15 protein-coding genes are annotated in these 25,633 nt (G+C 63.4%); 8 read left to right on the plus strand and 7 right to left on the minus strand.

Going from position 1 to position 25,633, the window contains the following annotated elements:
* Positions 1-7: 7 nt before the first annotated feature.
* From ACQ4WN_RS17560 to ACQ4WN_RS17585, 6 genes are read left to right on the plus strand one after another with little or no spacing between them, the layout of a single operon-like run.
* Positions 8-1,279 carry a TIGR03087 family PEP-CTERM/XrtA system glycosyltransferase gene (locus tag ACQ4WN_RS17560; protein ID WP_436552703.1) on the plus strand — a complete coding sequence of 424 codons (1,272 nt, stop codon included), beginning with the start codon at positions 8-10 and terminating at the stop codon, positions 1,277-1,279.
* Positions 1,276-2,847 carry an exosortase A gene (gene xrtA, locus ACQ4WN_RS17565; protein ID WP_436552704.1) on the plus strand — a complete coding sequence of 524 codons (1,572 nt, stop codon included), beginning with the start codon at positions 1,276-1,278 and terminating at the stop codon, positions 2,845-2,847. Before ACQ4WN_RS17560 ends, xrtA begins: the two co-directional genes overlap by 4 nt.
* Positions 2,837-4,039 carry a TIGR03088 family PEP-CTERM/XrtA system glycosyltransferase gene (locus ACQ4WN_RS17570; RefSeq protein ID WP_436552705.1) on the plus strand — a complete coding sequence of 401 codons (1,203 nt, stop codon included), beginning with the start codon at positions 2,837-2,839 and terminating at the stop codon, positions 4,037-4,039. The genes xrtA and ACQ4WN_RS17570 overlap by 11 nt, the downstream gene beginning before the upstream one ends.
* 10 nt (positions 4,040-4,049) lie before the next feature.
* Positions 4,050-6,002 (plus strand): XrtA/PEP-CTERM system amidotransferase, encoded by a 1,953-nt coding sequence (locus ACQ4WN_RS17575; RefSeq protein WP_436552706.1) that lies wholly within the window; start codon positions 4,050-4,052, stop codon positions 6,000-6,002.
* A 4-nt stretch (positions 6,003-6,006) separates the two neighbouring features.
* A complete protein-coding gene (locus ACQ4WN_RS17580; protein ID WP_436552707.1) occupies positions 6,007-7,230 on the plus strand; it encodes a TIGR04063 family PEP-CTERM/XrtA system glycosyltransferase in 1,224 nt (407 codons plus the stop codon).
* Positions 7,227-9,659 (plus strand): glycosyltransferase, encoded by a 2,433-nt coding sequence (locus ACQ4WN_RS17585; protein WP_436552708.1) that lies wholly within the window; start codon positions 7,227-7,229, stop codon positions 9,657-9,659. Before ACQ4WN_RS17580 ends, ACQ4WN_RS17585 begins: the two co-directional genes overlap by 4 nt.
* A 57-nt stretch (positions 9,660-9,716) precedes the next feature.
* On the opposite strand, the gene ACQ4WN_RS17590 is transcribed toward ACQ4WN_RS17585, so the two are convergent.
* The 7 genes from ACQ4WN_RS17590 to ACQ4WN_RS17620 all read right to left on the minus strand — a co-directional run bounded on the left by ACQ4WN_RS17590 (position 9,717) and on the right by ACQ4WN_RS17620 (position 23,104).
* Positions 9,717-10,418: a response regulator transcription factor gene (locus ACQ4WN_RS17590; RefSeq protein ID WP_436552709.1), complete on the minus strand. Its 702-nt coding sequence runs from the start codon at positions 10,416-10,418 to the stop codon at positions 9,717-9,719.
* Positions 10,419-10,425: 7 nt separating this feature from the next.
* Positions 10,426-11,823, minus strand: coding sequence for a sensor histidine kinase (locus ACQ4WN_RS17595; protein WP_436552710.1), 1,398 nt, complete (start codon positions 11,821-11,823; stop codon positions 10,426-10,428).
* 124 nt (positions 11,824-11,947) lie between these two features.
* Complete coding sequence (locus ACQ4WN_RS17600) at positions 11,948-13,642, minus strand: ShlB/FhaC/HecB family hemolysin secretion/activation protein (RefSeq protein ID WP_436552711.1); 1,695 nt, start codon at positions 13,640-13,642, stop codon at positions 11,948-11,950.
* A gap of 7 nt (positions 13,643-13,649) precedes the next feature.
* Entirely contained in the window at positions 13,650-19,826 is a 6,177-nt protein-coding gene (locus ACQ4WN_RS17605) for a YDG domain-containing protein (protein ID WP_436552712.1), read from the minus strand.
* Positions 19,827-19,886: 60 nt separating this feature from the next.
* Positions 19,887-20,849, minus strand: a complete 963-nt coding sequence (locus ACQ4WN_RS17610) for a tetratricopeptide repeat protein (protein WP_436552713.1) — start codon at positions 20,847-20,849, stop codon at positions 19,887-19,889.
* 87 nt (positions 20,850-20,936) lie between these two features.
* A complete protein-coding gene (locus ACQ4WN_RS17615) occupies positions 20,937-21,782 on the minus strand; it encodes a phage tail protein (protein WP_436552714.1) in 846 nt (281 codons plus the stop codon).
* Positions 21,783-21,880: 98 nt separating this feature from the next.
* Positions 21,881-23,104, minus strand: coding sequence for a lipase family protein (locus ACQ4WN_RS17620; protein WP_436552715.1), 1,224 nt, complete (start codon positions 23,102-23,104; stop codon positions 21,881-21,883).
* A 575-nt stretch (positions 23,105-23,679) separates the two neighbouring features.
* Between ACQ4WN_RS17620 and ACQ4WN_RS17625 the strand changes: the two genes are divergently transcribed.
* Together ACQ4WN_RS17625 and ACQ4WN_RS17630 are read left to right on the plus strand one after the other, a co-directional pair.
* Complete coding sequence (locus ACQ4WN_RS17625) at positions 23,680-24,714, plus strand: zinc-dependent alcohol dehydrogenase (RefSeq protein WP_436552752.1); 1,035 nt, start codon at positions 23,680-23,682, stop codon at positions 24,712-24,714.
* 82 nt (positions 24,715-24,796) lie between these two features.
* A complete protein-coding gene (locus tag ACQ4WN_RS17630; RefSeq protein WP_436552716.1) occupies positions 24,797-25,513 on the plus strand; it encodes a hypothetical protein in 717 nt (238 codons plus the stop codon).
* The last annotated feature ends 120 nt before the right edge of the window (positions 25,514-25,633 follow it).

Here is a 25,633-nt window from a genome sequence, read left to right on the forward strand (position 1 = left end):
ACACACTATGCGTGAACTGCTCTTCCTCGTCCACCGCTTGCCGTATCCACCCAACAAGGGCGACAAGATACGCTCGTGGCACATGCTGCAGTACCTGAGCCGGCATTTCCGCGTGCACCTCGGTTGCTTCATCGACGATGACGACGACTGGCAGCATGCAAAAACCGTGGCCGCCCTGTGCGCCAGCACGCGCTTCATCGACTTGCGGCGCGGCGCGGCCCGCTGGCGCGCCATGCGGGCGCTGCTGTCGCAGCAAGCCATGAGCGTGCATTACTACCGCGATGCGCGCCTGCTGCAATGGGTCGATGGCGTGCTATCGGGCGGCAAGGTGCGCCACGCGCTGGCCTTTTCCGGGCCCATGGCGCAATACATCGACGGCAGCGCGGGCCGCGACCTGCACCGCGTGATCGATTTCGTCGATGTCGACTCCGATAAATGGCGCCAGTACGGCGACAGCAAACCCTGGCCCATGTCGCTGCTGTACCGGCGCGAAGCGCAGCTGCTGCTGCAGTACGAGCGCCATATCGCCCAGCAGTTCACGGCCGCCAGCTTCGTCTCGCCGGCCGAAGCGGCCCTGTTCCGCCAGTGCGCACCGATGGCGCGGCGCAAGACGGGCCATGTCAACAATGGCGTCGACACGGTGTATTTCAGGCCCATGCCGACCCAGCCCGGCGTGTATCCACCCGGCGTGCAGGCACTGGTGTTTACGGGCGCCATGGATTACTGGCCGAACATCGACGCCGTGCAATGGTTCGTGCGCCACGTCTGGCCCGCGCTACGGTGCCAGTTTCCCCAGCTGCAGTTCTATATCGTCGGCAGCGCGCCCGTGGCCGCCGTGACGGCGCTGGCCAGGGTTGCCGGCGTGGTGGTGACGGGCAAGGTGGCCGACATCCGGCCCTACCTGGCCGGCGCGGCGCTGGCCGTGGCGCCCCTGCGCATCGCCCGCGGCGTGCAAAACAAGGTGCTGGAAGCGATGGCGATGGGCAAGATCGTGCTGGCCACGCCGCAGGCACTGGAAGGTATCGCCGCCCAGCCGGGCCTGGAACTGCTGCTGGCGCGCGACGACGCCGAATTCATCCACCATGCCGCGCGCGTACTGCGCAACGCGCATGGCGGCGCGGCCATCGGCGCGGCTGCGCGCCAGCTGCTCTTGCAAGATTACGACTGGGAACGCAATCTGCGCAGCCTGGGCACCATGCTGGGCCTGCCTGCCGAGGTGGAGGCGGCCTGCAACGGCGTCGCCGGGCCAACACAGCCCGTGGGGGAGATATCCACATGAGTCTATTGCTCGACCAGGCGGCACGCTTGCCGGACACGGCCGTCCTGCCGCATGGCGAGCACCGGCGCCATGCCGCCCTGGCGGCCCTGCTGCTGGCCCTGGCCGCCGTCGTGCTGCTGTACCACGCCACGTTCTGGTCGATGGTGGAATTGTGGTCGCGCTCGCAGACCTTCGCGCACGGTTTCCTGATTGTTCCCATCAGTTGCTGGCTGGCCTGGCGCCAGTGCTCCCGCCTTGCCGCGCTGGCGCCCCAGCCATCGCGGCAAGGCTTGCTGCTGCTGGGGGCGCTGGGCCTGGCCTGGCTGCTGGCCGACGCCGCCAACGTGCCGGTGGTAGAACAATACGCAGCCACCGCGATGCTGCCCGCCTGCGTGCTGGCCATCCTGGGTTGGTCGGCCGTGCGCCTGCTGGCCTTCCCGCTGGCGTACCTGTTTCTCGCCGTGCCGTTTGGCGAAGTCTTTCTGGAACCCCTGATCGACTTCACGGCCGCCTTCACGGTGACGGCGCTGCAATGGACGGGCGTGCCCGTGTTTCGCGATGGCAGCCATTTCTCGCTGCCTACCGGTAACTGGTCGGTGGTGGAAGCGTGCAGCGGCTTGCGCTACCTGATTGCCGCGCTGGCCCTGGGCGCCCTGTACGCCCATGTGCACTTCCACAGCATGGGGCGACGTTTGGCTGTCATGGTCGCCGCCCTGCTGGTGCCCATCGTGGCCAATGGCGTGCGCGCCTACCTGATCGTGATGCTGGGTCACCTGAGCAATATGCGCCTGGCCGTGGGCGTCGACCACCTGATCTATGGCTGGCTGTTCTTCGGCGTGGTGGTGCTGCTGCTGTTCTGGCTGGCCGCGCGCTGGCGCGAGTTGCCGCCCCCACGCATCGTGCCATCCGTATACCCTGGCGCTGGCACGGCCGGCATGCGCGCTGTCATCCGCGCCAGCGTGGCCTTCCTGCTGCTGGCATCGCTGTGGCCGGCGCTGGCCAGCCATCGCCACGACGACGCCGCAGCGCCCGGCTACCCCGTTGTGCTGGCCTTGCCCGATCCACCCGCCTGGCGGCGCCTGCATGATGTTGCACTCGCCTGGCAGGCGCCATATGCGGGCGCGCCCGCGCGGTTTGCCGCCACGTATGCGCACCAGGGTGACGACGGCGCGCCGGTCGGCTTGCAGCTGCACTGGTATGCGCGCCAGGCGCGCGATGCCGAACTGCTGACGCACCAGGCCTTGCCGTATGGCGCGCGCTGGATGCCGCTGGCGCAGCGCGTGCAGCATGTCAGCCTGGCCGGCGGCGCCCTGGACGTGCGCGAAAGCGTGCTGGGGCACGGCGGCGAACGCCTGCTGGTATGGCGCGTCTACCGCCAGGGCGGCATCATCACGGCGCGGCCCGTGCTGGTAAAACTGCTGCTGGCGCAAGCCAAACTGCTGGGCATGCGTCAGGATGGTGCCGACATCATCGTCTTTGCCGCCTACGACGAGCTGGCGCCGCCACCGCGCATGCGCCTGCAAGCGTTCGTCCAGGCGGCACTGCCCGTCATCGAACAACGCTTGCAGGAGCTGCCGTATGGCCCTTGACCTCGATACCGGCGGCATGGAAGCGGCCAGCGCCGCCCCCCTGATCGTGCACGTGATCCACCAGCTCGACGTGGGCGGGCTGGAAAACGGCCTGGTCAACCTGATCAACCATTTGCCGCCGGAACGCTACCGGCACGCCATCGTCTGCCTGAAGAACGCCACCGCGTTTCGCCAGCGTCTGACCGCGCCTGGTGTCGATGTCATCAGCCTGGACAAGCGCGAAGGCAAGGACTGGTGCCACTATCTGCACCTGTACCGCGTACTGAAACAGCTGCGCCCGGCACTCGTGCATACGCGCAACCTGGGCTGCCTCGAAGCGCAACTGCTGGCCTGCCTGGCCGGCGTGCGCCTGCGCGTGCATGGCGAACACGGGCGCGACATGAGCGACTTGTACGGCACCCGCCGCAAGTACCGGCTGCTGCGCAAATGCATGCTGCCGCTGGTGCAGCACTTCATCGCCGTCAGCGCCGACCTGGGAACATGGCTGGTGGACGCCATCGGCGCGGCGCCCGCGCAGGTATCGCACATCGGCAATGGCGTCGACAGCGTGCAATTCCATCCGCGCCTGGGGCCGCCAGCCGCCGTGGGGCCGCCCGGCTTCCTGGGCAACGGCACCTTCGTCATCGGCAGCGTGGGCCGCATGGCCCCCGTCAAGGACCATGCCTCGCTGGTGCAAGCGTTCCTGCTGCTGCTGGAACAGCCAGGCGCCCGCACGCGCCTGCGCCTGATCATCGTGGGCGACGGAGCGTGCCGCCAGGCCTGCCTGACCCTGCTGCAGCAGGCCGGCGTGGCCCATCTTGCCTGGCTGCCCGGCGCGCGCGACGACGTGGCGCAGTTGCTGCGCGCCATGGACCTGTTCGTGCTGCCCTCGCTGGCCGAAGGCAGCTCGAACACCATCCTCGAAGCGATGGCGACGGGGCTGCCCATCGTCGCCACCCAGGTGGGCGGCAATGCGGAACTGGTGCAATCGGGCTGGAGCGGCACCCTGGTGCCGTCCGGTTCGCCCGAGATGCTGGCCGACGCCATGCTCGACTACTACAGCATGCCCGAACTGGGCCCGCGCCACGGCGCGCGCGCGCGGCGCCAGGTGCTGGCCGAGCACAGCCTGCCCGCCATGGCCGGCGCCTACCTGGCCGTGTACGACCGCCTGACGGGCGCGCGCCAGCCCTCTCCCCTGTCCACCACTCCCTGAAAGGCCTCCCATGTGCGGCATCAGCGGCATCTTTGATTTGCAGGGCCAGCGCGACATCGACGTGCTGCTCTTGGCGCGCATGAACCACAGCCTGCGCCACCGGGGGCCGGACGATGGGGGACTGTACCGCGAACCGGGGCTGGGGCTGGCGCACCGGCGATTGTCGGTGATCGACCTGGCCAGCGGCCAGCAGCCGCTGTTCAACGCCGATCGCAGCATCGCCATCGTCTTCAACGGCGAAATCTATAATTACCGCAGCCTGATGGCCGAACTGCGCCAGTTCGGCCATCATTTCCGCACCAGCAGCGACACGGAAGTCATCGTCCACGCCTGGGAACAGTGGGGAGAACACTGCGTGCGGCACCTGCGCGGCATGTTCGCCTTCGCCCTGTGGGACCGGCGCCGCCATCTGCTGTTCCTGGCGCGCGACCGCCTGGGCGTGAAACCCCTGTATTACGGCGAGGCGCAGGACGGCACCCTGCTGTTCGGCTCCGAACTGAAAGCCCTGCTCGCGCATCCGGCCATGCCGCGCGCGCTCGACCCGTTGGCCGTGGAAGAGTATTTCGCCTACGGCTACGTGCCCGAGCCGCGCAGCATCTTCCAGCACGCGCGCAAGCTGCCGCCCGGGCATACCCTCTCCATCCGCGCCGGCCAGCCGCTGCCCGCGCCGGTATCCTACTGGGACATTCCATTCACGCCGCATCCGCCCGCCAGCGAGGCGCAGGCGGCCGACGAACTGCTGGCGCGCCTGCGCGAAGCGGTGCGCATCCGCATGGTGGCCGAAGTGCCGCTGGGGGCCTTTTTGTCGGGCGGCGTCGATTCCAGCGCCGTTGTGGCGCTGATGGCCGGCGCGAGCGCCACGCCCGTCAACACCTGCTCCATCTCGTTCGGCGACCCGGCGTACAACGAGGCGCGCTACGCCGACCTGGTGGCGCGCCGCTACGCCACGGCGCACCATGCGCGCCAGGTGGAGCAGGACGACTTCGAGCTGATCGACCTGCTGGCCAATCTGTACGACGAGCCGTTCGCCGACAGTTCCGCCATGCCCACCTACCGCGTCTGCCAGCTGGCGCGCCAGCGCGTCACGGTGGCCCTGTCGGGCGATGGCGGCGATGAAAGCCTGGCAGGCTACCGGCGCTACCGCCTGCACACGCGCGAAGAAAAAGTGCGCAAGGCGATGGACCCATTGCTGCCGGCAGGCCTGCGCCAGTCGCTGTTCGGCACCCTGGGGCGGCTGTACCCGAAGGCCGATTGGGCGCCCCGTTTCCTGCGCGCCAAGACCACCTTCGAGGGCCTGGCGCGCGACACGACGGACGCGTATTTTCACGGCGTCAGCCTGCTGGGCGACGCCATGCGGGCGCGTTTGTTCAGCCCCGAGCTGCGCCGCAGCCTGCACGGCTACCGCGCCGTGGAAGTGCTGCGCCGCCACGCGCTGGCCAGCCCCGCGCAAGATCCGCTGTCGCAGGTGCAGTACCTCGACTTGAAAACCTACCTGCCCGGCGACATTCTGACCAAGGTGGACCGGGCCAGCATGGCGCATGCGCTGGAAGTGCGTTCGCCCTTGCTCGACCATGAACTGGTGGCGTGGATGTCCGGCCTGCCGCCGCAGTTCAAGCTGCGGCGCGGTGAAGGCAAGTACCTGCTGAAAAAAGCCCTGCGCCCGCTGCTGCCGGACGCGCTGCTGTACCGCCAGAAGATGGGCTTTTCAGTCCCGCTGGCCGACTGGCTGCGCGGCCCGCTGCGCCAGCGCCTGCAACAGCGCCTGCTGGGGCCCACCCTGGCGCAATGCGGCCTGTTCGACATGGACTACGTGCGCCTGCTGCTCGAGCAACATGCGAGCGGACGGCGCGACTACAGCGCGCCCCTGTGGTCGCTGCTGATGTTCGAAGCCTTCCTGCGCAAGGTGCTGCCCGTCGATGGCCGCAAGGCGCCGGCGCAGGTGCCGGCCATGGCAATCGAGTGAATCCATGCGCATCCTGCACATCCTCGACCATTCGCTGCCCCTGCACAGCGGCTACACCTTTCGCACCCTGGCCATCCTGCGGCAGCAGCGCGCGCTGGGCTGGCACACCATGCAGCTCACCAGTGCCAAGCAGGGGCCGGTCGATGGCGCGCAGCAGCTGGTCGAGGGCTGGCATTTCTACCGCACGGCGCCCATTGCCCGCTGGTGGGCGCGCCTGCCCGTGCTGCGGCAAGTGGCCGTCATCATCGGCCTGGCCGTGCGCCTGCGCCGGCTGGCGCAGCGGCTCCAACCGGACATCCTGCATGCGCATTCGCCCGCACTGAACGCCATCGCCGCCCTCAGCGCAGGGCGCGCGCTGGGCATCCCCGTCGTGTATGAAGTACGCGCCTTCTGGGAAGACGCGGCCGCCGACCATGGCAGCAGCCGGACCGGCGGCTTGCGCTACCGGCTCACGCGCGCGCTGGAAAGCTTTGCGCTGCGCCGCGCCGACGCCGTCACCACCATCTGCGACGGCTTGCGGCGCGAGCTGTGCGCGCGCGGCGTGCCCGCGCATAAAATCACGGTGATCCCGAATGCCGTCGACGCCGGGGCCTTCGATGGCGCTCCCGATCCCGCGCTGGCGCACAGCCTGGGTCTGGATGGCTGTCCTGTCATCGGCTTCATCGGCTCCTTCTATGCCTACGAGGGTCTGGCCCTGCTGCTGCGCGCCATGCCGCGCCTGTTGACGGCGCAGCCGGCGCTGCGCCTGCTGCTGGCCGGCGGCGGCCCGCAGGAAACGGCGCTGCGCACGCTGGTGGCGCAATTGGGCATAGACCACGCCGTGGTCTTCGCGGGCAGAGTGCCGCATGCGCAGGTGGCCGCGTATTATCAGCTGGTCGACATCTGCGTGTATCCGCGCCTGCCCATGCGCCTGACGGAGCTGGTGACGCCCTTGAAACCGTTAGAGGCGATGGCGCAGCGCCGCCTCGTGGTGGCGTCCGACGTGGGTGGCCACCGCGAACTGGTCGACCATGGCAAGACGGGCATGCTGTTTCGTGCCGGCGATGCCGAGGCGCTGGCGCAGGCGGTATTGAACCTGCTGCTGGCGCCCGAGAGCTGGCCGGCGCTGCGGCACCAGGCGCGCGCGTTTGTCGAGACGGAGCGCAGCTGGAGCGCCAGCGTGGGCCGCTACGCGCCCGTGTATGCGCGCGTGGCCGCGGCACGCATGGCAGCGGGAGCGGCGCCATGATCTTCACGGGCCTGCGCATCGCGCTGGTCGGCCCGCTGCCGCCGCCGGCCGGCGGCATGGCCAATCAAACGCAGCAACTGGCGCGCAAGCTGCGCGAGGACGGCGCGCAAGTGCAGCTGCTGGCCGTCAACGGCCCAGTAGTTCCCCCCTGGCTGGCGCGCATCCGCTACCTGCGCGCGGCGCTGCGCCTGCCCGTGTACCTGTGGCGCCTGTGGCGCACGGCCAATACGGTCGACCTATTCCACATCATGGCCAATTCCGGCTGGTCCTGGCATCTGCACGCGGCACCGGCATTGTGGATCGCCAGCCTGAAAGGCAAGCCGGCCCTGCTCAACTACCGGGGCGGCGAAGCGGCCGTCTTTTTTGCCCGTTCGCCGCGCCTGGTGGCGTTCAGCCTGCGCCGCGCCAGCGCCATCGTCGTGCCCTCGGCCTACCTGGCCGGCATCTTCGAACAGTATGGTCACACGGCCCACATCGTGCCGAACGTGGTGGACTTGCAGCGCTTTACGCCGGCGCCGCCGCGTGCGCCCGCCGATGGCCCGTGCATCCTCGTGGCGCGCCACCTGGAACATCTGTACGACAACGCCAGCGCCGTGCGCGCCTTTGCCCTCGTGCGACGGGCCTTTCCCTCGGCGCGCCTGGTGCTGGCAGGCGGCGGGCCGCAGCGCGCGGCGCTGGCGCGCCTGGCCAGGTCGCTTGGCGTTCTGGACTCCGTGCGCTTCGCCGGCACTGTCGACAACGCCGCCATGCCGGCGCTGTACCAGGCCAGCGACATCGTCCTCAATCCCAGCCTGGCCGACAACATGCCCATTTCCGTGCTCGAAGCGCTGGCCTGCGGCGTGCCGGTCGTCAGCACCAACGTGGGCGGCATCCCCGCCCTGCTGCAGGACGGCGTGACGGCGCTGCTGGTGCCGCCCGGCGAGCCGGCCGCCATGGCGCAGGCCATCGTGGCGCTGCTGCGCGACACGCCGCGCGCGCAGGCGCAGGCAGCCGCGGGCCTGGCGCACGCCGCCACTTTCGGCTGGCCCGGCATCGCGCCCGGTCTGGCCGCGCAGTACCGCCGCATCCGCGCCGCGCCGCGCCCGGGCGCCTACACGCGCTGCGTCGCCCGCTGGCTGTTTCCCCTGCATGAATGGTTCAAGGGCCACCACAGCGCGCGCCTGCTGCGCCGGCTGGAACGCTCGCAGTGGTGGAGCGCGCAGCAGCTGCAGCAGTGGCAGCTGGCGCGCCTGCGCGCGCTGCTGCGCCACGCGGGCGAGCACGTTCCCTACTACCGCGCGCTATTTTCCAGCTGCGGCTTCGACCCGGAACAGGTGCGGCAACTGGCCGACTTGGCCCGCCTGCCGCTGCTGCGCAAGCGCGATATTGCCGGCGCGCGCGACAGTTTTAAATCCACCCGCGCCGTGGGCTTGCGCCCGTTCGCCACGGGCGGCTCCAGCGGCGAGCCACTGCAGTTTTTCCTGGGACGGCGCAGGATCAGCCACGACATCGCCGCCAAGTGGCGCGCCACGCGCTGGTGGGGCGTCGATATCGGCGACCGCGAAGCCGTGCTATGGGGTTCGCCCATCGAGCTGCAGGCGCAGGACCGCCTGCGCCGCCTGCGCGATGCCCTGTTGCGCAGCACCCTGCTGCCCGCCTTTGCCATGTCGCCCGCACGCCTCGATGACTATGTCAGGCAATTGCGCCGCTGGCGTCCGCGCATGCTGTTCGGCTATCCGTCGGCCCTGTGCCGCATCGCCAGCCATGCCAGCGCGCGCGACTTGCCGCTCGACGGCCTGGGCGTGAAAGTGGCGTTCGTCACGGCCGAACGCCTGTACGACGAACAGCGCGCGCAGATCGCTGCCGCCTTCGGCTGCCCCGTGGCCAACGGCTACGGCGGGCGCGACGCGGGTTTCATCGCCCACGAATGCCCGGACGGCGGCATGCACATCACGGCAGAAGACGTCATTGTGGAAATCGTCGATGGCCAGGGCCAGCCGCTGCCCTTTGGTGCCACAGGAGAGATCGTCGTCACCCACCTGGCCACACGCGACTATCCGTTCATCCGCTACGCCACGGGCGACGTGGGCGCGCTGGGCACGCAAGCTTGCGCCTGCGGACGCGGTTTGCCCCTGCTGCAAAAGATTGAAGGCCGCAGCACGGATTTTCTCACGGCGTTTGACGGCACCGTCATGCACGGCCTGGCCCTCGTCTACATCGTGCGCGAACTGCCGCAGGTGCGCAGCTTCAAGATCATCCAGGAAAGCTTGCTGCGCACGCGCGTGCTGCTGGTCTGCGTGGCGCGCCTGGACGACGCCACCCGCAGCGCCATCGTGACGGGCTTTCAGGCCAGGCTGGGTGCGCAGGTCGACATCGCCATCGAGGAAGTCGACGAGATCGCGGCCGAGGCCTCGGGCAAGTACCGCTATGTGGTGAGTGAGGTGGCGTAGGCGGCAGCCTTCAGCTTGATGCAATAGCAGATGTCCATACTCATCCATATATCTTGCTTAATCACTTGCAGTGACCTCGCCGTCAACAAGAGCAATTTCGCCTGCGAAGCAATATCCGAATGAATGCACGGTACGGATCGGGATATCAACGCCGGTCTGGCTGACGATTTTTGCACGCAAGCGACGCACCAGTGAATCGAGCGAGCGGCCGCTATGGTAGTCATCGCGCTGATACAGCTTAGTGAGAATCGTCTTTTTCTGTACCGGCAGACCAGGCTTGCTGGCCAGCAATTCGAGAAACATCAGTTCCTTCAGGCTGAGTGCGACCTGAACATCCTGGGCAAGACGCAGTTCCCATTGCGTAGCAAAAATAGTCCACCGATCCGGCACGTCGGGTACCTCTACGGTGGTTTTCCGTACGCGCTGGGCGATACTGCCAATCACCGCAGACAGTTCGCGGCAGTCCACCGGCTTGACCAGATACTGGTCTGCGCCAGAGTGATAACCTTTGAGCTTATCTTCTATCGCGCTGCGGGCGGTCAGGATAATGATACCCATATTACTATTGGCGCGCACATATTCGGCCAGTACATAACCCTCCTGATCCGGCAAGCCGACATCGATCACGGCTATCTGAAAATCGCATTTTGGCAAAGCCTGATAAAACTCAGCCGCATTACGCACAGCGATGATATGCATGCCATTCAGTTCGAGCCATTCCACCACGCTGTCGCGCAAATCTTCATCATCTTCTACCAATAAGACTCTAATTTTTGATGGCACCGCTTTGCGCCTCCTGTATAGGCAAAGGTAAGGTGATAGTCGCTGAAGTGCCTCCTTCAGGCCGGTTAACCAGCATGATGCTGCCTGCATGTTGCGCAATGATACGCTGTACCAGATACAGGCCGATGCCGCTGCCGGCGACAAACCCCGTGCGACTGCCACGGAAATACTTGCCATAGACCAGGGCCAGCTCATGTTCTGGAATACCGGTGCCATTGTCGTCTACTGTGAGGAGCAATGCACCATCGTTTTTCCTCAAATGGACATTGACCATCCCTTGTTTAGGCCCATATTTGATCGCATTATCGAGTACATTCAAGAATGCCGTCTTCAGCAACTTGCGATCCCCATGAAAGACGATGGGTTTCGTATAGTGGAACTCCAGCCGTGGTGCACGCTCACGCCAGAAATCGGCGGCTTCTTCGATAACACTGCGCAGAAAATCCGGCATGAAGATCGCTTCGCAGACGATATCAGCTTTCCCGTCACTATTTTGATCCCTATGCAGTGCGGTTTCTGCCACTTCAACCAGTCGTAATACGGCGCGCTGCATTTTTTCGAGGTTGGAACCGAAGTGCCGAGCGCCGTTCCGTTCCTTATTTTGCAAAATATCCAGATTGGTCCGGATGACAGCCAACGGTGTACGGTACTCGTGTGAAAACATTTCCACGAATCGGGTCTGGTTTTCCAGCGCTTCCTGTTTGGATTCCAATGACAGCAGCAACTGATGCTTGATACGCTCAAAATACAGCAGCAGCAAGGCCGGAAAAAATAACAGCGTGCCGGCCAAAGGTACCAGGTAGACAACCACTATATTGATCTGGGACATCAACGCAGAACTCAATCCGGCCGGTTGATAGAGTAAAACGGCGATGCGCAAGCCATGCGCCGTCATCAACATCAATAGACCGACAATCGCCATTTCTCGCGCATAGCCAAGCTTGCCAGAAGCGGTTTCCGGATGTCGTGCCAATAGCGTTTGCAAACACAGTACAAAAACCAGAATCAGGCTGGCACTGCTGAGACAGGCACGGGCGGAAAACTCCGCCTTGTTTTCTATTAACAGAAAATACGCACATGCAAACAAGGCGACAAGAAAATAGGCCCAGCGGCCTATTTTCTTCCCAAAGAACGCTCTCAATCCAACCCACACAACGATACAGCCAGCAAACAATGCGACATTTCCCGCCATCAATAACAAGCCTGGTGGGCGCAACGCATTCAGTATGATGATCGTCATTCCAGCAGCGGTCAGCACACCGGACATGGCCCACAGACGCGTATAGCGTTCCGTGGGCGCGGCAAAATAGACGCCAATCATCGTTGCCGAAATACATAACTGTGTCACGGATAATGCAATGCTGGCTGTTTGATGATCCATGGGAACAGTGTGTTCGGGTAGCGTAAGAGAAGGCTGCCGGTCAAACGCACCAGCTCAATGTGCAAAAAACATTTCCAGGAAACCAGTATTTTGCCTATCTTACCAGATCGGCAATGAGCAAAAATCAGAAGCCCTTGCTCGCCACCAGCCAGGCACGCACCGGCGACGGCTTGGCCAACAATGAAGGTGCCGCCCCCAAGCGTGTTGCCACCGACATGCTCGCGCGCCACTGGTCGGGACCGGCCCAGTTCAGGCCGATACCGGCACCCGACAAGGTCGCGCTGTTCTCTGCCTTGGTCCAGGGATGGCGGTTGACTTTGACATACGCACTGTCCATAAACGCCAGCACCTGCCATCTCCCGAACGGCAGCGCTCCCACATCATGGCGCATTTCCACAGTGCCGACATAGCCGCTGTCGCCGGACATGGCGCCGATGTCATAGGCACGGACCGTATAGGGACCACCAGCCGTCATCTTTTCAGCGGAGTCCAGATTGCCGTCGGCCCATTGCCCACTCAAGTTGAGGTACAGCGAGTCGCGCGGCGTCAGCCCCTGCAAACGGGCAATATTGGCATTCCACTTGGAAAATCCCCCACTCGTGCGTGCGGTAGCGGCATCCGATGCCGCAGCAGAGGAGTTATCAAAACCGCCACGTCCGCTGGTCCAGCCCAGGCTTGCCATGCTCATGCCACCAGCCAGCAGATTGTCGCGCAGGTCACCGTTCACGCTCACGATCCAATTATCCAGATGCCGGTCGGTACGCAGGTTGCTGACGTCGATATGATCGCGCAGCTTTTTGGCATCGTATTGCAATTGCGCATAAACATTGTATCGCTTGGTGCGCAGCAACGGATGTTTCGCCCACAGGCTGGCAACCGTGGCCGTGCCATTGGCATCGAGCGCACTGGCGGTGCTGCCCAGCTTGTAATGCAATGCCGAGTAAGCCCCGCCTGCCCTGGTCCCCTGGCCGTTGAGCAAGGTGTCGTATGCCACCCGGCCATAATTCATGCCCTCACCCGTGCTGATGATGTTGGCGCTCAGGATATCGCCATGATGAAACGGATTGACGATATTAAAGTTGCCGCTCAGGCGCATGCGCCCGATATAGCGGTTACCGTAATTGTCCAGCGAAACATTCGCCAGGACCAGGCGGTTGTAACGCGCCTCGACATCCATGTCGGCCGTACCGACCGCCGAGCCCGGTTTAAGGACAGCGTTCACGCGCACGCCCGGTACATCGGACAACAACAGCAAGGCACGATCGAGTTCGGCATCGGCAATCAATTGCCCACCACTGAGCGGAACCAGGCTGGCCTGGAGCAAAGCGTCGCTGACTTCGCTGCGGTTGTTCAGCCGGACTTTGCCGTAATGAGCCTCGACGACCTGGATGATGATGACGCCGTCGGTGATCGTCTGCACCGGTATGATGGCCCGCGTCATCGGAAATCCATGGCCCTGGTAGTACGCCGTGATGCGCCCGGCCAGTTCGTCGAGTTGCGGCAAGGTCAGACTTTTACCTTCCTGATCGGCGACCAGTGCATGCAGCGTCTGTGTGGAAAAAGCGGTATTGCCAGTGATACGCAACGCGTTCACGTGCATCGGCTGCGACGGCGGCAAGCTGGCATCGCTTTTCGGCTTGACCTCCAGGTTCGGCGCATTCGGCTGCGCCACAGCAGGGACTACCGGTTGTAATTGTTGCAAAATCGACCCGGCGTTGGGCGTCGTTTGCGGGTCGGCGGCATACGCATCGAGTGGCACCAGCAACAATGCGGCGTACAGGGGCTTGAGCAAGAAGGACTGCTTGGGTATGGTGGTCATGTATTTGTTATTCTGTGATGCTGTTGGCGACGAGCGGCAATTGCATGCCGCCATTTAGAATTTGCAGCGTCGGCGCAGGCGTACCGAATCCGGTGCTGGTATTGAGCAAGCGGGTGCCGACCGTGTCCTGCACAGGCTCGGCTCTGCTGGTGCCAGCATCGGTCTGCTGCACCACCAGCGTGGAAGACAGGTTCAATGCCTGCGGCTGCGCCAGGGCTTGCGGCGGCAACACGGACGACTGCACCTGCGTCACCGTGTTCTGAATCTGCTGCATCTGCGTGGTACTCACGCCTGGCGTGGTGGGCACGACGACAGGCGCGGCCGTAATGCTGGCGACTGCGCGCGTTTGCTCGGCAATGATGTAATTGCCAATATCGGCTCCGCCATAAACGCTGCTCAGATTAACCGTCTTGCTGGCACCAGCGGCCGCGTCAGAGAACAGGCCGGTCGAGCTTATCGTAATCACATCCGAACCGAACTTGCCGGCCAGCGTGGCATTGCCGGCATTGACCGTGGCCGCCGTGCTGCCGTCATACACTTTATCGGCTGCAGTGATGCCACTGACCGTAATCGATGCCGGTGTAATGCTGGCGGTCAGCACGTTGCGGTCGACGATATTGTAGTTGCCGGCATCGCTGCCGGTCAGCGCGTAGCCACTGACAGTCACCAATTTATTTTTACCAACATTTTTATCGGCAAAGGTAGCAGTTCGCGTACCGCCCAGCGAGACGATGTCGCGCCCCATGACGCCAGAAAGACTGGCGGAGCCGCTCAGTGCAGCCGTGGTCGTGGCGTCGTAGACCTTGTCGGTGGCAGTCAGGCCCGTCAGTGACAAATCAGCTTTGCGTATGGTGGCAGTGACGCCCGTCGGTTGCTTGACGGCGTAATTGCCGGCATCGGCTCCCGTCAAGATGTAGCCAGACACGGCAACAGCTTTATTCGCGCCCGCATCCTTGCTGGCAAATTGGCCAACAACCTGCCCTCCCAGGCTGACATTGTCCCCTGCGATCATGCCCGAATACGCCACATTCGCGGTATTCAAGCCCGCCGTCGTCGTCGCATCGTAGGTTTTATCCACGGCGCTGATGCCGGTCAGGGTGATGCCCTTGGCGGTCACCGTATAGCTGCTGCCAGCCGTGCCCAGCACATTGTAGTTGCCCGACAAACCGCCGTTGCCGCTGCTGCCCAGGACGAGGCCGGCTGCGCTGCCCAGCGCCGTGCCGGTTTGCACATTCTTGCTGGCCAGGTTGGACGCATCGCCGGCGCCGCCGACGCTGAAGGTTTGTCCGGCCACGCCCGTGGCCGTCAGCGAGCCGCCCGCCACTGCGGTGTTGCCATCATAGGTCTTGCTGCCGGACAGGACCAGGTCGGCCTTGCGGATGGTGGCCGTCACGCTGGCCGGCGGCACCACCTTGTAGTTGGCCGCATCCAAGCCCGTCAGCGCATAGCCAGTGACGGCAACGCTCTTGCCGCTGCCGGCGTTGGCGTCGGCAAAGCTGCCGCTGCCTGTGCCTACGACTGACACGTTATCGCTGAGCAAGGCGGTAACACTGGCGCTGCCGCTCAGTGTTGCGCCGGTGCCCGCATCATAGGTTTTATTCACGGCGCTGATGCCCGACACCACCAGGTCGGCCTTGCTGATCGTCGCCGTCAGACCTGTCGGTTGCGTGACGACGTAATTGCCGGCGTCCGACCCGCCCAGACTGAAGCCGGAGACGCTGACCGTCTTGTTCGCGCCCGCATCCTTGCTGGCAAAGCTGCCAACACCGTGGCCGGCCAGGCTGACGTTGTCCCCCGCGATCATGCCCGAGTACGCCACATTCGCGGTATTCAAGCCCGCCGTCGTCGTCGCGTCATAGGTTTTATCCACGGCGCTGATGCCGGTCAGGGTGATACCCTTGGCGGTCACCGTATAGCTGCTGCCAGCCGTGCCCAGCACATTGTAGTTGCTTGACAAGCCGCCGTTGCCGCTGCTGCCCAGGACGAGGCCGGCTGCGCTGCCCAGCGCCGTGCCGGTTTGCACATTCTTGCTGGCCAGGTTGGACGCATCGCCGGCGCCGCCGACGCTGAAGGTTTGTCCGGCCACGCCCGTGGCCGTCAGCGAGCCGCCCGCCACTGCGGTGTTGCCATCGTAGGTCTTGCTGCCGGACAGGATCAGATCGGCCTTGCGGATGGTGGCCGTCACGCTGGCCGGCTGCACCACCTTGTAGTTAGCCGCATCCAAGCCCGTCAGCGCATAGCCAGTGACGGCAACGCTCTTGCCGCTGCCGGCGTTGGCGTCGGCAAAGCTGCCGCTGCCTGTGCCTACGACGGAGACGTTATCGCTGAGCAGGCCGCTCACTGCGGCCGTGCCGCTCAAGGTCGCGCCGGTGCCCGCATCATAGGTTTTATTCACGGCGCTGATGCCCGATACCACCAGGTCGGCCTTGCTGATCGTCGCCGTCAGACCTGTCGGTTGCGTGACGACGTAATTGCCGGCGTCCGCCCCGCCCAGACTGAAGCCGGAGACGCTGACCGTCTTGTTCGCGCCCGCATCCTTGCTGGCAAAGCTGCCGACACCGTGGCCGGCCAGGCTGACATTGTCCCCCGCGATCATGCCCGAATAACCCACATTCGCGGCATTCAAGCCCGCCGTCGTCGTCGCATCGTAGGTTTTATCCACGGCGCTGATGCCGGTCAGGGTGATGCCCTTGGCGGTCACCGTATAGCTGCTGCCGGCCGTGCCCAGCACATTGTAGTTGCCCGACAAACCGCCGTTGCCGCTGCTGCCCAGGACGAGGCCGGCTGCGCTGCCCAGCGCCGTGCCGGTTTGCACATTCTTGCTGGCCAGGTTGGACGCATCGCCGGCGCCGCCGACGCTGAAGGTTTGTCCGGCCACGCCCGTGGCCGTCAGCGAGCCGCCCGCCACTGCGGTGTTGCCATCATAGGTCTTGCTGCCGGACAGGATCAGATCGGCCTTGCGGATGGTGGCCGTCACGCTGGCCGGCTGCACCAGCTTGTAGTTGCCCGCATCCATACCCGTCAGCGCATAGCCGCTGATGGCAACGCTCTTGCCGCTGCCGGCGTTGGCGTCGGCAAAGCTGCCGCTGCCTGTGCCTACGACGGACACGTTATCGCTGAGCAGGCCGCTCACTGCGGCCGTGCCGCTCAAGGTCGCGCCGGTACCCGCATCATAGGTTTTATTCACGGCGCTGATGCCCGATACCACCAGGTCAGCCTTGCTGATCGTCGCCGTCAGACCTGTCGGTTGCGTGACGACGTAATTGCCGGCGTCCGACCCGCCCAGGCTGAAGCCGGAGACGCTGACCGTCTTGTTCGCGCCCGCATCCTTGCTGGCAAAGCTGCCGACACCGTGGCCGGCCAGGCTGACGTTGTCCCCCGCGATCATGCCCGAGTACGCCACATTCGCGGCATTCAAGCCCGCCGTCGTCGTCGCATCGTAGGTTTTATCCACGGCGCTGATGCCGGTCAGGGTGATGCCCTTGGCGGTCACCGTATAGCTGCTGCCGGCCGTGCCCAGCACATTGTAGTTGCCCGACAAACCGCCGTTGCCGCTGCTGCCCAGGACGAGGCCGGCTGCGCTGCCCAGCGCCGTGCCGGTTTGCACATTCTTGCTGGCCAGGTTGGACGCATCGCCGGCGCCGCCGACGCTGAAGGTTTGTCCGGCCACGCCCGTGGCCGTCAGCGAGCCGCCCGCCACTGCGGTGTTGCCATCGTAGGTCTTGCTGCCGGACAGGACCAGATCGGCCTTGCGGATGGTGGCCGTCACGCTGGCCGGCTGCACCACCTTGTAGTTAGCCGCATCCATACCCGTCAGCGCATAGCCGCTGATGGCAACGCTCTTGCCGCTGCCGGCGTTGGCGTCGGCAAACGTACCCGTGGCGGCGCCACCCACCAGAGACACGATGTCGCCGCCGATCAGGTCGGACGACGAAATGCCCGCCCCGGTGAGCGTGGCGCTGGTCGTGCCATCGTAGGTCTTGTCACTGGCGGACAAGCCGCTGACGTTGATGCTTTTGGCCGTGATCGTCCCCGTTTTGCTGTCGAGGCCATTCAGGTAATAGTGCCGGCCAAAATGGGCAATCGTGGTGCCGCCGCCACTGAACGTCACGCCACTGATCGTCACAGCCTTATCGGTGCCAGCATTCTTGTCGGCAAAAGTGGCCGCCTGGCCGGCAGTATTGAGCGTCAGTCCGGTCGGCATGGTCAGCAAGCTGTTGAGCCCGGCCAATCCGGCGTTCATCGTGCCGTCATAGACTTTGGGTGCTATCGTACCGCTCAAATTGACTGCCATATAAGCAGTCAGCTGACCGGGATTGTTGATGTACAGCGTATAATCCGTCGGCGTGTCATAGCTGCTCGGGTTGTAATAGATGCTGACGGCGCTTGCACCACCTACGAGGAAAATATTGCTATGAATGGCGCTGGGATCGTCAAAAATGACCGTGCCCATGCCCCTGGCGCCATTGTCGGCCCTCAGCACGATGTTGCCGCCCCCTTGAGCCTCGATGCCTCCGCCAAGATCGTTGAACGTTCCCGCAAAAGGTACATTATGAGTTAATTTGAACTGAACATTGCGATAGGCACTCAGCGTCAGGGTCGTATTGCTGGTCCAGTTAGGGATACTGGGATAGCCGACGACGGAGTAGTCATTGCCGAAACCGATGCCATCGAGGATGATGATATCGCCATTGCCAGACCCGCCTGCGGTACAGGTCGTTCCCGTGCAACTGGCGGAGGCGCCGGTGGTCTTGATGGTCACGTTGCCATTATTGAGCGCCGTCGACAGGACGCGCGTGTCGACATTGATGCCGTAAGCATTTCCCCAGATACTGGCATTGCCGATCAGGATATCATCGGGATCGAGCAGCCACTCTCCCGCCACGCCATGGGGCGCAGCCGTACTGACGGAGGCGCTGGCGTTGACGTTCAAGGCCTTGCCGGAGGTTTCCACCTTGCCACCGTTGCCCGCAATCACACCGCCACGCGCCGTGATACTGCCATTGAATTGCGTGCTGTTATCGGACCAGACCGCCACATTGCCGCCATTACCGCGGCTGATGGCATCGGCCTTGATCGAGGCGCCAGCGTCAACCACGGTCGTGTGCGCGCGTTGCTCGCTGCCGCCACCGAGGAAACTGCCGCCGACCAATGCCGTGCCGCCGCCCTCGCCAGACACATCAATCGCGCTGCCTGCCGCCAGCTTGACCGTTCCGCCGAGCACCTTCACGGTGCCACCGCTTGCGCCGCCGCTACCGGACGCATCGAGTGTGCCGCTATTCGTCGCGCTGCCGGCACTGCCCGCCGCCAGCACAATCGAGCCGTTGACATTGTGCACACTGCGCGCCTGAACGATGCCCGTGTTATTGATCACGCTGGCCAGCAGCGCATCCCTGGCGCCGGCCGAGAGCCATACCGCGCCACCGTCGGCCTTGATGAGGCCGCCATTTTCGGCCAGGTTGTTCAGCGTGCTCTGCTTGACCTGCAAATTGACCAGGCTATCGCCAGAAAATGCCAGCGTGACATCGCTACCCGCACCCAGCGCCACCGCACCCGCACCCGCGTTGATGCTGCCCTGATTACTGACCGTATTGCCGATGAAGGCAACATAGCCGCCATGGGCCGCATTGATGGTGCCCTGGTTGATGATGCTGCCCGTGCCGCTGCCGCTGAAATGGCGGGTCGTGCCATTCAGGCCCGCATCGCTGATATCGAGCGTGGAGGCAACCAGGCCACCCACGTTGATGTGCGATCCTGCACCAAACAGCACGCCATTCGGATTGATCAGGTAGACCTGGCCATTGGCATTGAGCCGGCCGAAGAATTGGGTGCCATTCGTGTCGCTGATACGGTTGACGGCAATGGCGCTGGCCGACGGCTGGACGAAATTGACCGTCTCCTGGCTCGTGGTATTGAAAGACTTCCAGTGCAATGACAGGTTCTGGCTAGCTTGCGTCACCGTGGTGGTGGAACCGTTCTGGCTGATGGAGCCGTTGCCGGCCGTCACTTGGCCGCCTGTCGGCCCGGCCATGGCGACAGGGGTGGCGGCCAGCAAGGCGCTGAAGACAAGACTGCGATTGGCTGCCTTGCCCCTGCCCCTGGTGCGTTCCGGCACGATGACCCAGGCGTGGTGCACATGGCTCCAGATGAGTCGATAAATTCTGTTCATGGAAGCATGGCGCATGATGGTTTTCTCTGGTTGGCGGTTCGATGCGCCAATGGCGCACCGCTTGTTGCATGAATGTCAATTGGCAGAAACTTTGCCCAGGTGCTCGGCAACCCGGCGGTCTAGCGCCGGCTTCCACTCTGCCGGCATCACCTGATTGACCAGTTGAGCAATACGCTCGATCTCGGCCAGTGTTGCCGCATTGTTTGTGGTAGCTCTGGCAGCGCTGTTCCACATATAGATCTTCGCCAGGCTGGCCGGCGTCAGCGCACCAGTGGCCGGGTCGGGCGCGCTGTTGGCATACAGAATGGCCACCGGTAAATAGGCCGGGGCATACCCTTCGGCAGCCGCATGTTCCAGCCATGACAAGGCCAGCGCCGGATTCGCCTCGCCGCCCTCGCCCTGTCCCAGCATCACGCCCAGGCGGTATTGCGCCAGATGGTCGCGGTTTTCCGCGGCCTGCTGATACCAGGAACGCGCGGCTGCCAGATTCTGCGGCACTTCCGTGCCATCCTTGTAATAATCGGCGATGCGCAGCATGGCCGGTGCCGAGCCTGCCTGCGCCGCTTGCGCACACAGCTCCAGGCCGTGTTCGACATTCTTGCCGACGACCAGCCCGCTGATGTACAGTTGACCGGCCGAACAGAGCGCATACGCAATGCCCGCCTGCGCCGCCTTGCGGTACCATGCTTCGGCCGCCTTGCCGTCGGCTGCCTGTGCTATCCCTGTCGCCAGGCAATCGCCAAAAAACTGTTGCGCAGCCGGAATGTTGCCCTGTGCAGCCTTGCCGAACCAGGCGCAGGCCGCTGCCGGATTGCGTGCACGCCCCCATCCTTCGCGTTCGATCAATCCCAGATTGAATTGCGCCAAAGGATTGCGCGCGGCGACGCGCGCATACTCCTTGTAGGCGAGCGCATATTCGTGAGAGGCCAGAGCCTTGTCGGCCTGCTTCAATTCAGTGCTCAGCTCGCGCGGCGCGGCGCCGGCCTGTAACACGACAAGCAGCGGTGCGATCATTGCTGCAACAGCCAGGGTACGCAAAGTAAATACTCCAGATAAAGTCATCAGCGGTGGCATGCCCATCGACCTGCCACCGGTTCAAGGACGATCAGATCGCCAAGGACAAGCCTAGTCCCGGCTTGGATACATCCCATTGGTGGCCGCGATGTAGTACGTCAATGCAATGTAGGACGGCCTGTTATCAAATGCCGCGCCACCCCCGATGATGTTCGTTTGGCCAGTGGCCGTTGCGGTGCCGGCTACGGTGCCTGCCAGCGTCTGGGTGGGTATCGACACACTGGCCATGCTGGCAGGAACCGTGACCGACACGCTGCCGCCGCTGATGGCGCCGGCATTCAGCGTCGCATCCGGAGCCGATGAGGCATAGATGCTGGAGGAGGCAGCAGGTGCCTTGCCCAGGTAGGCGCCCGAAGGCGAAGCAGCGCCGTTGGTCGTATTGGCCACATTCATTTTCAAGTCCGTTACCGTGCCGGTGCCCGTGGCAGCGGCAATGGCTGCCGTGCCCTTCAGCGCAGGCAAGGTCAGGCTGACCGTCAGCTTGCTCAGCTCGACGGGAATGGTGCTCACCGTGAACATATGCGGTGGCAACTCTGCAACTGTCAGCTTGATGCTGTCGATCCCACCCTTGCCGCCGGCCATGTAGCTCTCGCCGTTGGCGCCAACCACGAACTTGCCGCGCAGATCAGGCAGCTTGAACATGGTCGTGCCAGTGCTGCCGTAAGTAGTGCCGATCAGCGAATACAGTGCCACATTGGCATTGATAAGCATGTCCCTCCCGTCGGCCACCACGTACTGCCGATTGAAATTGCCGAAATTGAATGGCACGGCCATGATGCAGATACTTGCCAGGATGGGTGTATCAGAACAGGCAAAACTGCTGGGTGTCCAGGCTGCCGATACGATGCCGGCGATCAGTGCGGCGCGAGAAAAGGGCTTCTTGACGACAGATTTCATGTTGTATTTCCCCTTGATGTGAAGCGAACGTCTTATGTGATGCGTAAATTTTCTGCATTGCCAGTGCGCTTTGACGTCATCGATGCACCTGCCCGTCACTAGCCGCTAGCGCCAGGATGAAGAATTTTTTCCAGAATGCTGACAATCGCCGCAATCCGGTGCGTGGCATCGTTGAATTCGATGAGGCCAGGAACAGTGGGGCCGTGTCCAACAGCAGGAAAATCCGGGCCGAGAATCTCGGAGATATACGCCTTCACATGCTGGTTCCCTGCCATGGTCAGATACGCGGCTGCCGTTGCAGGGGCAGGCCCTGGCGACCCGCCTGAAAATTGCGCGCTCGGCAGCGCGGCATACAGTGTTTTCGAAGCGGCCGAATCAGCCAATGCAGCCAGCACCACGCCATAAATCTGTTCCGGCAGCTTTACCCCGCCTTCGGCATCCGAGTTGCCATAAATGGTCAACAATTGAAGAAGGGTGCTCAGGGTCCAGGCATGCGGCACAATATCGTACTGATTGCGGATCAAGATGTTCCAGTTCTGCCAGGGTTTCTCTCCAGCAGCCTTGCGCGGAAAGGCATGGGCAAACCGCCTGGAAAAGCTGCCATTTCCAGGCGATGCTCCGGCGGTCGGATAAACCTGTACCCGATCAAATGCCGACAAGGCACCGTGTTCCTCCAGGTACAAGGCAAAAGTCGGGGCCAGAGCGCCGGCAAGGCTATGCCCGGTAAAGATGATGCGCGCGCCCTCGTTGACCGTGCCATTGAGCTGTCGAATAAAATCGGACAGACTGGTTTTTCCATGGGCCGGATCTGTAGGCGTCAACGCTGCGATATGTGCCACGCCAGTCGCCGTGCCTTTGGAAATGACCGGCATGAGAGAATCGTGAGAAATGACCGTGGCCGACGGTATTGCGGGATGGTATTGCGTCCAGCTGACAGTAGAAGACACGGTGAAATTTTCCACGATCCAGTCATAGCCGGATATCAAATTAGTGGCGGAAATGGCAACCACATGGGTTGCTGCCGTTGTCCCATCCTCAAATGTCACTGCCGGATTATAGAAAACCAGCGCCGCATTTTGCGCCACTCTGGACTCTGCTCCGCGCCATACGGCTGGCCCCCAGGCGATTTGCCAGCCGTCCCCCAGCCCCGCCGTAACCACCGGCAGGGGCAATGTCGCCTGTATATTCGTGGCAAGCTGGGCTTCCAGCGGGTCGCCATGCGTGCCCGGGGTATAACGCTCTTTGGCTATATAGTCAGAAGCCAGATTCGACAATAAGGACAGGGAAAACGTCTGCTGAAAAACATCAAAATTTGCTGACATGATCTCTTTCTTATCTAAGACTTTCGTGAATAAAACTGCATGCCGACGAGTGGAAACGGCGTTAAGTGTTGTATTCAGCGTGGTCTTCTGATTTATTTTTCTCGCCAGGATGAATACAGAGACATTTCATGATCTTTCAGGCGTTCCAATTTGCTCAGTATAGTGAGAGAGTTACTTAAATAACAAACCACCAATATCCACCAGAAGTGACCAATTGTGACGCCAGCTGCTTCCTTGTCAGGGACGACGGATGCAATGACCCGCCCTTCAATTCTTCGGCGACATCAGAGAAGCGGCATATTGCGAATGCTGTTTTAAATAGGGCACATTTATTGAAAGCGTCACCCGAGGGATTGAATAGTGACGAAGGAGGCTGTTCTTGAAGTTCTGATATTTAGGTAACATGCGTTCATACTTTGATGTAGATCAATCAATTTTCGAATCGCATGCAGCAGAATGTGATCATTCGCAAGTCTCTGTCGACCAGACTATGGCACAGCGCTTGGCAGGCGCATGCCTTGCCCTCAGCCCGGCGCCCTGCACTACGCCTAACCAACTTCATAAGGAATAACATGATCCCCACTACCATGAAAGCCGCCGTTGTCGAACAACTGGGCCAGCCCCTGGTGCTGCGCGACGTCCCCGTGCCGGTGCCCGGCCCCGGCCAGATTTTGGTCAAGACGGAAGCTTGCGGCGTGTGCCACACGGATTTGCATGCGGCGCGCGGCGACTGGACCGTCAAGCCTTCGCCGCCGTTCATTCCCGGCCACGAAGGCATCGGCCTGGTGGTGGCCATGGGCACGGGCGTGACCGAGGTGCAGCTGGGCGACAGGGTCGGCGTGCCCTGGCTCTACTCGGCTTGCGGCCATTGCGAACATTGCCTGGCCGCCTGGGAAACCGTGTGCGCCGAGGCGCAGTTCGGCGGCTACACCAAGAACGGCGGCTTCGCCGAATATATTCTGGCCGACCCGCGCTACGTCGCGCATATTCCAGCCGGGCTGTCCGCCGTGCAGGCGGCGCCCCTCATTTGCGCCGGCGTGACCAGTTACAAGGGCATCAAGGAAACGGGCGCGCGGCCGGGCCAGTGGCTGGCCGTGTCCGGCATCGGCGGACTGGGCCACCTGGCCATCGAATATGCGCTGGCCATGGGCTTGCGCGTGGCGGCCGTCGACATCGATGAAGGCAAACTGGAGCACGCACGCGCCCTCGGCGCCGAAGTGACCATCAATGCCCGCCAGGGCGATCCCGTTGCGGCACTGCGTAGTGCGACCGGTGGCGGTGCGCACGGCGTGCTGATCACGGCGCCATCCATCGATGCCTTCCAGCAAGGCGTGGCGATGACGCGCAAGCGCGGCACCTGCGTGCTGGTGGGCTTGCCGCCGGGCGATTTCCCGACGCCGCTGTTCGACGTCGTCGCCAATTGCGTAACGATACGCGGTTCCTTCGTCGGCACCCGCCAGGACATGGCCGAAGCGCTTGCCTTTGCCGCCAATGGCAAGGTCAAGGCTGGCATCGAATTGCAGCCGCTGTCGGCAATCAATGACATCTTCAGCCGCCTGGAGCAAGGCAAGGTTGCCTCGCGCGTCGTGCTCGATTTCAGCAGTAACTGATCAGTACTATAACCAGGCGGTGTATCTGTGCGACGGCAAGGAATTGCCCTTGCTATGATGGCATATCATAAAGGATACACCGATGAAAACCTCGCGCTTTTCTTCCCTCTCTTGCCTGCTGGCCTGCGCCGCCCTGGCCTGGCCGCTTGCTGCCAGCGCGGCCGACCAGTCCGCCCCCTCCCTGCCCGGACACTATTACCTGCAAGGCGTCATGGAAACGGGCTCCGAACTGCTGTTGAAAAAGGACGGCACCTTCGAATGGATGCTCAGTTACGGCATTACCGACCAGCAAGCCAGCGGCGCATGGAGTGTTGCCGGGGACACGCTGACCCTGGTGTCGGGTAACGGCGGCAAGGAGCCGCAGTTTCGCGTGTTCGAGGAAGCGGAAATGCGCATCCAGAAAGCTGCCGAAGCGGGCCAGTGGGTAGCCATCGTCGGCTTTCCCCGGCTGGGACCGATGGCCGGCGTGGAAGTGACGTTCGAGGCGCACAGCGGCAAGACAGCCACGGCCGTCAGCGCGGCGAACGGCGATGCCATCGTCCACATGCCAGCGTCGGAACGCTGGGTACGCGCCGGCTTGCGCCGCCAGGGTGCGCAGGCCGGCTATCAATGGCTGGCCGTGCCGCCCCCGCGCGCGCAGGAACGCATCGCCGCGTTCGCCGTCACCGACAGCCAGTGGCTGCGGGGTCAGGCGTTCCAGAAGCTGGCCTTGCGCGTCGTCAAGGGTGGCCTGCAAGTGGTCGATGCGGACAGCAGCCTGGCCAGAGGCCTGTACGCGAAACCGGCATCGAAGCAGTAACCTTCCCCCTCCCTCGTTCCATTCTCCAGGCACGCTGCCCCGGTCAAGAATATTGACCCGGTGGCGTCCACGCACGCCCGTGCGCCGTTGACACCCTGCACCGTCTGTCCTATAGTCGCC

This window comes from Janthinobacterium pasteuri, assembly GCF_051380775.1.
Classification (GTDB): domain Bacteria; phylum Pseudomonadota; class Gammaproteobacteria; order Burkholderiales; family Burkholderiaceae_D; genus Janthinobacterium.

Coding starts and splice junctions, on each gene's coding strand:
- ACQ4WN_RS17560 (WP_436552703.1), top strand. CDS start 8: ATGCGTGAACTGCTCTTCCTCGTCCACCGCTTGCCGTATCCACCCAAC.
- xrtA (WP_436552704.1), top strand. CDS start 1,276: ATGAGTCTATTGCTCGACCAGGCGGCACGCTTGCCGGACACGGCCGTC.
- ACQ4WN_RS17570 (WP_436552705.1), top strand. CDS start 2,837: ATGGCCCTTGACCTCGATACCGGCGGCATGGAAGCGGCCAGCGCCGCC.
- ACQ4WN_RS17575 (WP_436552706.1), top strand. CDS start 4,050: ATGTGCGGCATCAGCGGCATCTTTGATTTGCAGGGCCAGCGCGACATC.
- ACQ4WN_RS17580 (WP_436552707.1), top strand. CDS start 6,007: ATGCGCATCCTGCACATCCTCGACCATTCGCTGCCCCTGCACAGCGGC.
- ACQ4WN_RS17585 (WP_436552708.1), top strand. CDS start 7,227: ATGATCTTCACGGGCCTGCGCATCGCGCTGGTCGGCCCGCTGCCGCCG.
- ACQ4WN_RS17595 (WP_436552710.1), bottom strand. CDS start 11,823: ATGGATCATCAAACAGCCAGCATTGCATTATCCGTGACACAGTTATGT.
- ACQ4WN_RS17600 (WP_436552711.1), bottom strand. CDS start 13,642: ATGACCACCATACCCAAGCAGTCCTTCTTGCTCAAGCCCCTGTACGCC.
- ACQ4WN_RS17605 (WP_436552712.1), bottom strand. CDS start 19,826: ATGCGCCATGCTTCCATGAACAGAATTTATCGACTCATCTGGAGCCAT.
- ACQ4WN_RS17615 (WP_436552714.1), bottom strand. CDS start 21,782: ATGAAATCTGTCGTCAAGAAGCCCTTTTCTCGCGCCGCACTGATCGCC.
- ACQ4WN_RS17620 (WP_436552715.1), bottom strand. CDS start 23,104: ATGTCAGCAAATTTTGATGTTTTTCAGCAGACGTTTTCCCTGTCCTTA.
- ACQ4WN_RS17630 (WP_436552716.1), top strand. CDS start 24,797: ATGAAAACCTCGCGCTTTTCTTCCCTCTCTTGCCTGCTGGCCTGCGCC.